The sequence below is a fragment of the Actinopolyspora lacussalsi genome (assembly GCA_030803735.1).
Lineage (GTDB): Bacteria > Actinomycetota > Actinomycetes > Mycobacteriales > Pseudonocardiaceae > Actinopolyspora > Actinopolyspora lacussalsi.
Map to the genome: position 1 here is coordinate 1,772,220 of JAURUC010000001.1, position 13,511 is coordinate 1,785,730.

At 67.7% G+C, this 13,511-nt stretch carries 7 protein-coding genes; 2 read left to right on the plus strand and 5 right to left on the minus strand.

Annotation, left to right across the window (positions count from 1 at the left end):
* Positions 1-49 precede the first annotated feature (49 nt).
* The 3 genes from J2S53_RS07785 to J2S53_RS07795 form a co-directional block, all read right to left on the minus strand.
* Positions 50-2,143 (minus strand): UvrD-helicase domain-containing protein, encoded by a 2,094-nt coding sequence (locus J2S53_RS07785; protein ID WP_456240426.1) that lies wholly within the window; start codon positions 2,141-2,143, stop codon positions 50-52.
* Between the two features lie 127 nt (positions 2,144-2,270).
* A complete protein-coding gene (locus J2S53_RS07790) occupies positions 2,271-3,971 on the minus strand; it encodes a protein kinase domain-containing protein (protein ID WP_456240427.1) in 1,701 nt (566 codons plus the stop codon).
* 511 nt (positions 3,972-4,482) lie between these two features.
* Entirely contained in the window at positions 4,483-5,418 is a 936-nt protein-coding gene (locus tag J2S53_RS07795) for a hypothetical protein (protein ID WP_456240428.1), read from the minus strand.
* A gap of 290 nt (positions 5,419-5,708) precedes the next feature.
* On the opposite strand from J2S53_RS07795, the gene J2S53_RS07800 reads away from it, so the two are divergent.
* Complete coding sequence (locus J2S53_RS07800) at positions 5,709-9,812, plus strand: AAA domain-containing protein (protein ID WP_456240429.1); 4,104 nt, start codon at positions 5,709-5,711, stop codon at positions 9,810-9,812.
* The gene (locus J2S53_RS07805; RefSeq protein WP_456240430.1) at positions 9,809-10,660 is read left to right on the plus strand and encodes a hypothetical protein; all 852 of its coding nucleotides are present in this window, start codon (positions 9,809-9,811) and stop codon (positions 10,658-10,660) included. Before J2S53_RS07800 ends, J2S53_RS07805 begins: the two co-directional genes overlap by 4 nt.
* 132 nt (positions 10,661-10,792) lie before the next feature.
* Here the strand turns inward: J2S53_RS07805 and drmC are convergent, their stop codons facing one another.
* Both drmC and drmB read right to left on the minus strand, forming a co-directional pair.
* Positions 10,793-11,581, minus strand: a complete 789-nt coding sequence (gene drmC, locus J2S53_RS07810; RefSeq protein WP_456240431.1) for a DISARM system phospholipase D-like protein DrmC — start codon at positions 11,579-11,581, stop codon at positions 10,793-10,795.
* Between the two features lie 10 nt (positions 11,582-11,591).
* Positions 11,592-13,496: a DrmB family protein gene (gene drmB / locus J2S53_RS07815; protein ID WP_456240432.1), complete on the minus strand. Its 1,905-nt coding sequence runs from the start codon at positions 13,494-13,496 to the stop codon at positions 11,592-11,594.
* Positions 13,497-13,511: the final 15 nt, after the last annotated feature.

Below are 13,511 nucleotides of genomic sequence, written 5' to 3' on the forward strand. Positions count from 1 at the left end.
TAGTCGTGGCGGGTCGCACGGTGTACGGAAAACTCGGGCGCGACCGGTGTCAGTTCTGGGTGTGCAGGAACGGGCTCCTGCCGCCGTGCCAGGACACGGCGAGCTGTTCCCGGGCGCGGGTACAGGCGACGAACAGCAGGCACCGCTCGCGCTGGGTGTCCCTGCGGTGTGCCGAGGTGTCCTCCTCGGCGGGTGTGATCGCGCTGACGGGCGGAACGTGGTGCTCGGTGACCCCGACCACGGCCAGGCAGCGGAACTCCAGCCCCTTCATCCGGTGCATGGTGCCCACCGCGACCGCGTCGTCCTCCTCTGTCGTACCGCCGAGCAGTTTCACGCTCGGGATCCCCGCTTTACCGAGTTCGGCCACGACCGTTTCGACGAGTTTGTTGGAGCGCACCGCCACCCCGATCTCGCCGGGAGCGATCCCGGTGTCGATCCATCCCCGCAGCGTGGTCACCAGCTGTTCGAGCTCGGCGGCTCTGGTGGGGAAACCGCGAACCCACGGGTGCTTGCCGCGCACCTCCGAGCGGCAGCCCGCGATGGCTTCGAGTCCCTCGTCCATGTCGTCGATGGTCTCGCCGCGCAGCAGCCCGAGGCTCCAGGCGAGAATCTCGGCGGTGGTCCGGTAGTTGACGTTCAACCGGCTCGACCGCCCGGTCACCCGGATGCCCACCTCGCGCAGACTCACGCGGTTGTTGTAGATGCGCTGGTGCGTGTCGCCCGCCAGGAAGATGTCGTCCGACCGTTCGGGGGCGGCGGCTCGTAGCAGTCGCCACTGCACCGGGCTGAGGTCCTGCGCCTCGTCGACCACGACGTGCCGGTAGGGCCGCTCGGTTCGCTGTTCGAGCAATCTGGTGGCCTCGACGCAGATCGTCTCGTGGGTCCACACGCCCCGCCGCCGTAGTTCGCTCTCGAACTCCCAGATCGCCTGCCAGACCTGCGCCCGCTGCCGACTGCCGAGACCGCGCCCCCGGCCATCGCGTTTGGCGCCGAGATACTGCTCGGCACTGCCGACCCGCTGGGCCAGCACGACCTGCCGCCACTCCTCCGCCAGGAAGTTCGCCGAGAACGATAGCTCCAAGTCGGTGACGATCGACTGCCACAGCTGCCGTTGTTCGTCCGTGCTCAGTATCGTGGGCGGTCCGTGGTGTTCGCGGAAGATCCGGTTGGCGAACTGGTCCACGTGGTGCACGTGGATGCGTTCGCGAACCCCGGGGTCCTCGACGAGGAGTCTCACGCCGGTGCCGAGCGACTCGGCCAGGGTCGCGGTGAAGGTGGTCATCAGCACGGGCCCCGCCCCGTTCACCGCCAACTGGTGGGCGCGGTGCATGGTCACCACGGTCTTGCCGGTGCCGGGTCCGCCGGTGACGCGCGCGGGACCGTTGTAGGAGGCCTCCACCGCCGAGCGCTGCACCGGGTGCAGGTAGATCCGCCACGTTGCCAGCGGGTGCCGGAAGATCGCCATGAGATCTTCGGGGCCGTCGGCGAGCACGACACGATCGGGGCTGCGTTCCACGGCCGCGTCCAGATCGTCCGGGTCGAACCCGGTATCGCTGACCTCTGCGGCGAGTTCCGCCCACACCTGTTCGGGGGTGTAGCCGGCGGCCAGCCCGAACAGTACGTCCCACTGGTTGCCCGGCAGGAAGGACTTGGCCGCGTCGAGCTGCGTCGAGTCCGTCAGCGCCCTGGCGAATGCCAGGGTTTGCTCATCGATGCCCAGCTGTCGCAGTTGGGAGTCCTTGACGTGGTCGAACAACCGGCTGGGTGCGGTTTCGGCCAGTCTGGACAGGCCGGGCAGACTGTCCTCCACGGCCGCGACGTCGCGGATCTCGATCCGCCCGGTGGCAGCGTTGACGGAAGCTTTGCGTCGTTTCGCCCAGGCGTAGGCGTCATCGTGCGGCAGCACGGTGAGCAGGGTGTAGCTGTCCCCGGAGTCCGGTGCGAGCACGACCCCACGCCAGAAATCGCTGATCCGGATGGAGCGGAATCGGGGATCGCGCGCGTTGGCTATTTTCTCCAGGTGAGCTCCGGCGTGGCTGACCTGATCGAATTTCGTCAGGGTCTGGCTCACCCGCTCCTGAACCTGCTTTTCGAGCTTGGCGAACTCGTGCAGGAAGTCCTTGTCTATGCCGAGTCGGGCCACTGCTGTCTCCGGTGCCGCTGTCCGTCGTTGTCACTGTCGTCGGCGCCGCGTCGCCCCGATCCACGAAAGACCCCAGTCCGTCCGATTCGATCGTTTTCCCCGATGAGGCTCCGGACACCGCTGATGATCATCCTCCTCCACCCGGCAACCCGTCGAGCAGTTCGCGCACTTTGACGACGGTGGAGTGCTCGGGATCGTGGGTGCGGAGCAGGTCGTCGAGCAGCGTGCTCAGGGTCGACTCGGCTTCCTCCGGCTTGCCCGCCCCGAGCTGGAGCAACCCAATCTGGCACCGCAGATCCAGGGTGCGGGGATGGTCATCGCCGAATACGCGTTGTTCGTCGGCCAGCAGGCTGTTCATGGCCCGGAGCGCGTGGCTGTGGTTACCGCCGAGCGCGTGGCAGCTCGCGTTGCGCAGTCGGCAGTGGAAGACGAGTTCGGTATCGAGCCCGTCACGCTGTGCCAGATCGGTGGCCAACGCGTGGTAGACCGGTCCGGCCCGCTGGTACTGGCTGCCGTCGTAGAGCACTCGGGCCCACTCCAGGCGCAGTTCGATGACGTCACCGTCGGTGCTGCCGAAGGCCCTGCTCGCTGAATCCACTGTAGACCGAAGCAGTTCGGCGGCCTCGTCGTATCGGGAGCGCTGTACGTGGGAGTCGGCCCGGTTCTTGGCCGTTTCCAACTCATCGCGGGTCAGTGAGTTCCGACCGTCCCGGTCATCGCCGGAGGCAGCGGATGTGCTCGGCTCGCCCGCTTCCGGTGGTTCCGGTCGCGCCGGTGCCTCCTCGTGCGGAATCTCCGTCCCGGCACCGTCCGTTGCCCTATCGGCCGCACCGCCGTGAGCCGGGGCGGCATGAGCTGGGCCACCGTGATCCGGGGCCACCGAGCCCGCCCGATCGGAGTCGTCGAACGGCGAAACCCGACTCAGCACCGAGGCGTACATCCTGGTCGGGCTGGGGGTATCCGGCGCCGCGAGCGCTCCCGGCAGCACTTCGAGGTGCCGGGTGAACGGCAGCAGCCTGCGGTAGACGGTGTGGGCACTGTCGGGGCGCTCCTCGGCTTCCTTCGCCAGTAGCTCGGAGAGGAGTTCGTCCAGTTCGCCGGGGATGTCCGGGCGGTGTTCGAGTGCCGGTACCGGTGGCTGGCCGACCTGCTTGCTCATCACGGCGTAGTCGGTGGGCCCCCGGAAAAGCCGCGTCCCCGTGAGCGCCTCGTAGAGCACGCAACCCAGCGAGTAGAGATCGCTGCGGGTGGAGCTCGTGGCGTCCTGGATCTGTTCCGGAGCCATGTAGGCCGGAGTGCCGATGTGTTGGCCGGTACGGGTCAGCCGGGAGATGTCCGCCACGTCGAGCGCCACGGCCAGTCCGAAGTCGAGCACCTTGACGGTGCCGTCCGGTTGCAGCATCAGGTTGGACGGTTTGAGGTCGCGGTGCACCAGCTGTTCCTGATGGGCAGCGGTAAGCACCGAGCAGGTCTGCGCGGCGATGGCGGCGGCCCAGCCGAGCGGCAGCGTGCCGTGTTCGGCGATCAGATCGGAGACGCTGATGCCGTGGACGAGTTCCATCACCAGGTAGGGCCGCCCGTTGTGGGTGCCCACGTCGAAGATCGACGGGACACCCGGGTGCCGCAGCCGCGCGGTGACGCGGGACTCGCGGTGGAACCTGCTCACCAGCTCCTCGTCGGGTTCCGCGTCGGGAAACCGGACGAACTTGACCGCGATCTCCCGTTCGAGCTTGGTGTCACGTCCCGCCCACACCTCCCCCATCCCGCCCTTGGCCAGCGGAACGGCCTGGAGCTCGTAGCGATCGTTGATCATTCTCGGTTCCGCCACGTTTCCTCCCCTAAGCCACATACGCGCGTCTCGCTGCTCTCGCGGTTCCACCCGAACCCGCTGTATCGACGGTCGTCGGTGTTCCTCACCGACGCCGGAATATTCCGCCACATCGGACGTAATCGAGAGTTCCGATCGAGACTCGACCACGAATCGGCGGATACACGGGGAGTGGGGAACTGTCGAACGCACCCCTGCCCGGTCGAGATCAATCGATTGTCCCCTTTTCGGGCTGGTACGGGCCCCCATCGACGTAGTCCGCACACCCCGAGCTCTGTCACGGTTTCTCCCGTCACCACAAGATAGCGCAGTCCGTTGTCGGACAGTTCACACTGCCGGAAAATCCATACGTTACCGAATTGTTTCCCGAATTCCGGTAACGCTTCCCGACTGCGATTGCCGCACCCACCGGATTCCGCGTGCTCGAGTCGACAACGCGCGGGAACGGCTCCGCGCCGGAAAAGTCGTTTCATCAGGGTTCCACCCATTCGCCGAGCCGCAGCCGTTCTCGTTAGACGCGCACGATCCGCTGGCCCATCGGGATCGTTTCGTCGTGCAGCAGTCGCTGGTCGATCGGTTCGGTGTCGACGGCGGAGTCATCGCTGTTCTCGGCCGCGCTGTCGCGGGCGTAGGCGTCGAACAGTCGCGTTTTGCCCTCCAACACCTCGGCCAGCCGCTGGTCGACGGTGACCTTGGCAATCTGCCGGTGCACGTGGACCTTGCGGGTCTGCCCCATGCGGTGGCAGCGGGCGATGGCCTGCTCCTCGGTGCTGGGTTTGAGCTGTGGTTCGGCGAGGATCACCACCGAAGCGGACTGGGTGCTCAGTCCCACTCCGTCCGCCGCGTTCTGCCGTCCGGCCACTTCGTATGCCCGCCGCGCCGCATCGGTGCTCCGCTCGACCCACGGTTGTTCCAGCAGGTCCTCGAGCCGAGCCAGTGCACGTAGCGAGGCTTGCTTCTTGGCGCGGCCGGCGAACATCATCCGCAGCTTGCTGCCCGCACGCCCGGCCATCGGTCGGACCGAGTCGAGTTCGGCGGACAACGCGTCGATGCTGTCGCCGAGCTCGTCGACGGTGGCTTCGGCGGTTTTCTCCCCGACTCCGGGATGCCGACGCAGCTGCTCGGAACGAGCGGACAGCACCTGCCGGACGTCGCGGTATCCGGCGCGTTCCAGCGCGTCGAATCGGATCCTGCCACCCGCCGCCTCGCGCAACTTGTCCAGCGGGGCGTCCTTCAGCCGCGCGGCGACGGCACGTCGGTGAAGCTCGGCGTGCTGCTCGCGGGCTCGCTCCCGCAACCGTTCCGGTGCGGAGCGAAGCCGCTCGGCGGTGCTCCTCGTTTCGTCGGCACGGGACAACGTGGCACGCGCGAGCGCGCCCACAGCCGCACGGTCAGCGGTTTCGGGAGCCGCGTCCGGTTCCTCGTCCGCAGCGGTCGGCTCGTGCAATACGTCCCCCTCGGTCTTCAGCCGACGATCACCGCTCGCACGCAGCGATCGGAAAGCCCTCTATGATCTCGTAAAGCTCGCTGGGGTAAATCCGCCGAACGGGTGAATGATCCGCATTCCGGAACGCACAGACGAATACCGTGTGCAATACGCCACAGCCGATCCGTATTGATCTCACCCATTCGGATTATGGCAACGCCTTACCCGTTGCGGCATCCTGAAAGGCTGATCACAGACGGGTCAGCCCGGAATCTCAACGGTCCAGGGCACTCTGATGGGGACTGCGGGGCATGTCGACCGAGAACGACCAGGAATTACAGGAACTGGTGCGCGCGAAGGCCGAGGAATGGGCGAACAAGCTCGTCGACCTCGGGACCACCAACACGCTGCTGCATTTCAAGAACAGGAAAACGACCACGCTGGACCTCACCTCCGCCGATCCGGATGAGTTGCGCACTCTGCTCACCGGTTCGGAAACGCGGTTGAGCTCGCTGTTCCGGGAAACCGACGCGCATAAGGACGCGAGCAAACGGATCCGCGACATACGACGCAGGATCAACGCGGCCGAGGAGGAGCAGGGCGTCGAGGTGGGCAAGGTCGCCCAGGGACTGGTGCGAACCGAGCAGCAGGTGCGGGGCAGCGAATCGGTTCCCGCGACCCGAGCACCGCTGCTCCTGCGCACACTGCGGATCGAGTCCCGAACGGTCTCGGAGAACGACTTCGTGCTGCGGCTCGACGACGTCGAGATCAACCAGGTGCTGCTGTACGCCCTCGACCGCAAGTACGGCCTGGATATCGATCACGAACGGTTCACCAGCGCCGTCGAGGATCGGTTGAGCCAGCACGAGGACCCGGGGGAACAGCTCGAGAGCGTTTACGGGGAACTGGTCGATCTGGCGGCACGGCAGGACATGGGAATCGAACTCGAACGTTCGGTGGTCATCGGCCTGTTCAACTACGAGAAACTGCCGATGGTCAAGGATCTCCGCAACTCGACGGAACTGCTGGCCCAGCACGAGCTCGTCGCCGCACTGGCAGGTCACCGAGCCAGTACGGAGGCGGTGCGGGAGGAGAGCACCGGTTTCGCTCCCCCGCCACCGGACGAGATCGCGCCGAACACCGAGCACCCGGTGCAGGACGCGGACTCCTCGCAGCAGGGAGCCATCAACAGCGCCCTGGCGGACCAGCACGTGCTCGTCGAGGGACCACCGGGTACCGGTAAGAGCCAGACGATCGCCAACATCATCGCGGGCGCCGCCGCGCAGGGAAAACGGGTGCTGTTCGTCTCCGAGAAGCGTGCGGCGATCGAGGCGGTGACGAACCGGCTCGCCGAGGTGAACCTGGCGGACCTGGTGTTCGACCTGCACCAGCGCAAGGTCGACAAGAAGCAGCTCGCGCAGCGGTTGCAGGAGAGCCTACAGGCCACCAGCAGGCAACAACCGGCGGAGACCGGGGAACTGCACCAACGGTTGGCGGAGCGGCGCGATTCGCTGCGCGTTTCGTCCGACGAGCTGCACGCTCGACGTGATCCCTGGGAGAAGAGCGCTTACGAGGTGCAGCTGGAGCTGCTCAAGCTCGGGGAACAGCATCGGACGGATCACTTCTTCCGTGATTCGACGCTGCGCGCGCTGGACGCGGCGACGGTGCGTCGGCTGGAGCAGGAACTGCACCAGTTCGTCGATGCGGGAGGACTGCGAATCCTGCGCAAGGAGTCACCGTGGTGGCAGGCCGACATCCGGACCGAAGCGGATCTCAGACGGGTGACGGCCGAGCTCGACGAGCTGACCACCAGGACCCTGCGGGACGGTCAGCAGGGAATGCACGCCCTGCTGCGCCAGACCGGTCTCACACCGCCCACCGATCTCGAGGGTTGGCAGCACGTGCTGGAACTGCTCGACGAGGTGCGCGACAGCGTCGAGGCTTTCGGCTCGGACGTCTTCGGCACCCAACTGGACGACTGGTGGCTCGCCACGGCGAGTCGTAAGCAGCGTGCGAGAGACGGCCGGAAGCTCGGTTGGCGGCAGCGCCGGACACTGCTGAAGGAGGTCAGGCGGGCCTCGACGGACGGCATCACCAAGAAGTGGGCGCTGCACGCGAAGTTGAACGAGATCGTGCGACAGCGTGACCGCTGGAGTGAGCTGGGCGGCGGCCAGGTGCAACCGGCCGAGGTCGTGGACCTGCGACAGACCATGGAGACCTTCCACACACTGCGAAACCAGCTCACCTCGGTGGCGATGTGCGCGCGGCTCACCGACTACGAGTCCCGCCCCACCGAGCAGGTCCAGGAGGAACTGCGCGAACTCGCCGCCGACAAGAACACGATGTGGCAGATGCCCCGGATCAACGAGCTGCTGGACGAGTTCCGGCGCCTGGGCTTGACGGAGCTGCTCGGCGAAGCGGCCCGCCGCGACGCCACGGGAGAACAGACCTGGCTACTGTTCCGGCACTGCTGGCTGCGATGCCTGTTCGACGAGTTCAAGTTCCGGATACCGGCGCTGCGGGAGGTCAACGGCGAGCAGCGGAACAGGACCGTCGACGAGTTCCAGGAGGCCGACCGGGAACACCGGGGAACCTCGGCGCAGCGGGTGCGGTGGGCGGTGGCCGACGCGCTGCGCCGGGTGCGCGACGAGTTCCCGGATGAGACCGACCTACTGCGGAAGCAGGCGAACAAGAAGTCCCGGCATCTGCCGATCCGGCGACTTGTGGAACGTGCCCCGCACGTGCTGCTGGCGCTACGGCCGTGCTGGGCGATGTCGCCGCTGGTGGTCAGCAGCACGCTGCCTCCCGAGCGGCTGTTCGATCTGGTCGTGTTCGACGAGGCGAGCCAGATCGAACCGCACGACGCGGTCACCTCGCTCGCCCGTGGGCGCAGGCTCGTGGTCGCCGGGGACGACAAGCAGTTGCCGCCGACGAACTTCTTCAGCCGGATGCTCGAAGAGCCCTCCGAGGCAGCGGACGAGGATGACGACGACGGCGATCTGCGGGACTACGAGTCCATCCTGACGACGATGCGTTCGCTGATCCCGATCCGGCGGACGCTGCGGTGGCACTACCGGAGTCGGGACGAACGGCTCATCGCCTTCTCCAACGAGGAGATCTACAACAACGAGCTGGTGACCTTTCCGGGCGCCCGGTGGGACACCCCGGTCACGCTCGACGTTGTCGACGGGGTCGCCTCGCCCGGTCAGGACGGCTCGGCCCCGGAGGAGGTCGAGCGTGTCGTCGAACGGGTGTTAGAGCACGCCGAGTTCCGCCCGCACGAAAGCCTCGGGGTGATCACCATGGGGCAGAAGCACATGAGCCGTGTGGACGACGCCATCCGAAAGGCACTGCGGGACCGGCCGGAGCTGCAGGACTTCTTCGACGAGAACGCCGAACCCAGCAGGCGCTTCTTCGTCAAGAACCTCGAACGCGTCCAGGGTGACGAGCGTGACGCGATCATCCTGACGCTGGGGGTGGCCAAGCGGGCCAACGGCACCGTGGCGCGCACCGGCTTCGGTCCGCTCAACAACGAGGGAGGGCCGCGCCGACTGAACGTGGCGGTCAGCCGCGCCAAGACGAGAATGACGGTGGTCAGTTCCTTCGGACCCCACGATCTGGCACCTCGTGAGGAACGAACCGGTACCGAGCTGCTCCGCCGCTACCTGGAGTTCGCCCAGAACCAGACGCGGATCGACCAGGTCGGAAGACAACAGCCGGTCGAGTTGAACGGGCTGGAGCGGGACATCCACGACGCGCTGCGCGAACGCGGAATCGAGGTCTACCCGCAGTGGGGGTATTCCCAGTACCGCATCGACTTCGCGCTGGCTCACCGCGACGAACCGGGTCGGATGATCCTGGCCGTGGAAGCCGACGGCGACAGCTATCACAACTCGTACAGCGTGCGGGACCGGGACCGGTTGCGGCAGGCCCATTTGGAGAACCTCGGCTGGCGGTTCCACCGGGTGTGGGCCTCGGCCTGGTTCGCCGACCGGGAGGGCGAGACCGAACGCATCGTCAAGGCCTGGGAACAGGCCATGATCGATGCCGAACGCGAGCCCGCGCCCGCCGTTCCCGACAAACCCGAGAGTCCCGGGAACATCGGGGACACCAGGGACACCGGGGACACCAGAGATACCAGGGACACCGGGGGCACCGCGCCGCCCGAGGTCACCATCACCCGTGGCCCGCGTCCCGCGATCACCCCCGGGTTGCGGATAGCGGATTACGGCGAGGAGGAGCTGGTCGAGTTGTGCGGCTGGCTGCTGACCGACCGGTTGCCCCTCGACCGGCAGGAGCGGATCGAGCAGGCGATGCGTGAACTCGGTTTCAAACGCAAGGGGTCACGCATCGTGGAGCGACTGACCAGAGCCGTCGACACCGCGCAGCAACAGGCCGACAAGGAGCAGAGTTGACGTTTCCGCTGGACGATCGGACCGCCGAACGAATCGCCGAGGTGATCGTCGACATCGGAGGTCCCTACGAGCGCAAGACGTATCAGCTGGAGAAGCTGCTGCGGCACGCGGGCTGGTCGGCTCCGCCCGAGTACGACGGATCACCTCGGATCGAGTGGCTGTCCGAGCAACTGATCGACCGCAAGGAGAACCGTTCCGACATCGAACGGTTACTGTGCCGGGTCTGCGATCCCCGGGAGTACGAGGACGGCGAAAGTTCCGCCGAGGAGTTCCGCGAGGCGATCAACACCAGGCTGGCGGCGGAGCGGCTGGTGGTCTCCCAGACGGGAGGCCGTCCGGTGCTCGGCACGCTGGACTCCGACGGGGAGCAGGCGGTCTTCTCCGCACCCGAGGACCTGGACCGACGACTGCGGCTGTTGATTGAGGAGGAGGAAGCGGTCGACCTGCTGGTCAACCGGGTGAACGAGACCCGGTTGTGCCAGGACAGCGGTGCCCACACCATGGCGATCATCGGTATCGGGAGTTTCGTCGAGGGACTGCTGTACGCGTTGCTGACCGAACGGGACGAGAAAATCCGGAAGAACGGTTTCGTCGGGAGGAACGGCAGGAACACCCCCGCCAACCGCGCTGGGTTGGAGCTCATGCTCGACACCGCACACGAGAAGGAGTGGATCCAACTCGACGCGAAGGACTTCATGGACAACGTTCGCAAGTACCGGAACTTCATCCACCCGCGTGCCGAGCTGGAGAAGCAGCCAAGGTTCGACAAGGGCAGCGTGGCACTGTGTTGGGGCCCGGTGCAGGCGATCCTCAACGACATCGAGGAAAGCATCGAACCGGTCCGGTGACACCGACCGGTAGCACCTGATCCGTCGGATTCAGGGAACGCCCGGCGGTACTCGCGACTTTCCCGCGCGGTCGCCGAAGCCGGGGATTCCGGGGCGTTCCCGGAACCCGCCCCGGCTTCATCCGCCCGGGCTTCACCCGCGCTCTTGCTGCCGCGTCTCCGCCAGCCGTTCGAGGATTCCCCTGGTCTTGAGTTCGGTGAGGTGCTCGGCGGCGCGCTGCGGGGCGGTCCCGCCGCGCACCCGCAGCCCCGCCTCGATGTTGCGGTCCACTCCGGACTGGGTGAGGTTGGCGCTGGAGACCAGCAGTTCGCGCCGGTCGGCGACCGCGATCTTGGCGTGGGTCCTGGAGTTGCGCTCGGTGCGCTGCCGCGGCGGCCAGTGCCACAACTCGATGCCGCCGATCCCGGCGAAGGCATCGACCGGTTCGGGGCCACCGAGCGCACCCCGCGCGCCCCGCAGGGTCTCCACGACCACGGTGACGGCCACTCCCCGCTCGACCGCCGCGCGCAGCGCCCGCCGCAGCTGCTCGTGCGGCCGTGCCGAGTAGGTCATCAGCATCAGCTCGTGGTTCGCCCGCTCGATGAGTTCGACCAGCACCCGCGCGGTGGCCCGCACCGGCACGGGGTGGGTGCCGGGGCCGCTCCAGACCGGTTCGACCGCGATCTCGGCGGCACGGCGGTTGTATCCGGCGGTCAGTCCGCGCAGGAATCCCGCGGTCTCCTCGGCCGAGCGCCCCTCCGTCACCTGGGCGTCGAGGACGGCCCGCGCGGTCTCGGTGTACTCCTCCCCCGGCCCGGCCAGCACGGCCTGTTCCGGCCAGCCCGCCTGGATGCGGTCGGCCAGCGTGCGCAGCGCGCTCGCCCCGAGGCGGGGTAACGCCTCGGCAGCGACGCTTTCCAGCTCGGACGGTTCGCCGGTCATGCCCACACCCTCACGGCCGCTCGCGGTACAGCGCCAGGTCCTCGTGCTCGTCGACGGGAACCACGAACCTGCGATCCAGGAACCGGTTGCCGCGTTCGCAGGTGGTCTCGGAGACGAACAGGCAGACGTGGCAGGCGGCGCCGTGCAGGTGGTCGGCGGGTGGCTGCGGGAGCCGCTCGGCGCACAGCGGGTCGGAGGAACAGCGCCGCGCCTCGCTCAGCGCGCGCCGGGTCAGCCGCACCAGCCGGTCGGGTTCGGCCTGCGAGACCAGCCCGCCGAGGGTGCCCTCGGCGTCGGGCACCGCGGTGTAGAGCAGGATGCCGCTGCGCGGGTCGTCCTCGGTGCCGGCGTAGATGCGTTCGGACAGGTTGGCCGAGCTGTAGCCGCACTCCAGGGCGATGGTGCGGATCAGCAGGTGCGAGAGGGTGTGCAGCGCGAGATAGCGCGGGCCGGGCCAGTTGCGCATCTCGTCGAACTCGCCGGGGATGCGGTCGGAGTAGCGGTTCTTGCGGAACTCCGCGTAGGCCCGTCGGTGGCGGTGCATCGCCTGCGACTCGGCGGCGCGGCCCTCCCAGCCGAACAGCAGGTCCTCGGGCACGCGCAGGAAGATCCCCTCGCCGCGCACCTCGCTGGCGGGCACCCACTGCGGCGTAGACCGGGCCAGCGGGGCGCGGGTGACCAGCTTGGGGTCCTCCGGATCGGGCGCGTCGAGTCGGGTGAACCCGGTCAGCGCGCGGACCTCGCGCAGCCGTTCGGCCTGCACCACGTCGGCGTAGTAGCCCGCCAGTTCGGGCGGGGCTCCGATGCGCCGCAGCGTGAAGTCGTCGGTGGGTGCGGGCAGCTCGGACGCGGCGAACACCTCCCATTCGGGGGTGCGCAGGTCGGGCTGTTCGGTCTCGCTGTCCTCCTCGCTCTCCTGCTCCATCCTGGCCCGCACTCGCTCGACCGCCGCCTCGATCTCGGCGTCGCTCCAGCCGGTGAGTTCGTGGAAGGCGGGCACGTTCTCCCGCGCGTAGGGATACATCGCGGCGGGCAGCGTGGACACCGCGTTCCAGTGCTGCTCGACCTTGGTCTCCAGCTCGCTCGCCTCGGTGCGGGGCACCGCCAGCACCGAGAGGTTCTGCGGGAACCACTGGTTGGAGGCACCGACCGTGAGGACCTTGGGCGCGCACCCGCAGCCCTGCGGGTCGAACCGGTTCAGGTGCGGGTGCCTGCCCCGGCAGCGCGGCAGATTCTGCTCGCCGCGCTGGCCCATGGCCTGACCCATGTTTCGGTGCTCGCCGCAGCTGACGCATTTGATCTCGACGTTGACGCCGCGGTTGCCGCCGCGGTCCTCCATCCGCAGCCGGGGCTGTTTCACCTTGGGGCACTCGGCTCCGTGGTGGACGAACTCCGGGTAGGGGAAGTCGTCCAGGTGCCCGGCGGTGCAGGAGATCAGGAACCGGGAGGAGATCGCCAGCGGCGGGGCTCCGCTCTTCTTGACGCCGCAGCCCTGGTGGAAGAACCGGGCGTCCTGCGGCCTGCGGGGCACCTCGTTCTCGAAGCCGAACACCCGCGAGTCCACCGGGGCGAGCTCGTTGCAGGCGGTGCAGCGCAACCAGGAGGGAAACGGCACGGTCGGCACGCCCACCCTGGACGCCGGACCCCGCGGGTCCTGGTCGAGGCCGTCCAGCCAGGGCGCGGGCAACAGCTCCTTGACGTTCTTGCCGAAGATGCCCTGCACCGCGGAGAGCAGTCGGGGTTCGGCGATCGGTTTCCAGTCGTGTCGGTCACGGACGTCGTTGTAGTTCCAGTCGTCGAGCCCGCGCACCAGCACGGAGAAGTTGGGCATGTCGACCAGCGCGCCGACCCCGCTGGTGAACATGAGGTGGCTCGGGCGGACCGAGCCCACGCGACGGCGATGATTAGTGGTCATAAAGCTCCTTTCCGG

What these genes read in the sequence shown, in the direction of transcription:
- J2S53_RS07800 (WP_456240429.1), top strand. Translation starts at nt 5,709, where the DNA reads ATGTCGACCGAGAACGACCAGGAATTACAGGAACTGGTGCGCGCGAAG.
- drmB (WP_456240432.1), bottom strand. Translation starts at nt 13,496, where the DNA reads ATGACCACTAATCATCGCCGTCGCGTGGGCTCGGTCCGCCCGAGCCAC.
- drmC (WP_456240431.1), bottom strand. Translation starts at nt 11,581, where the DNA reads ATGACCGGCGAACCGTCCGAGCTGGAAAGCGTCGCTGCCGAGGCGTTA.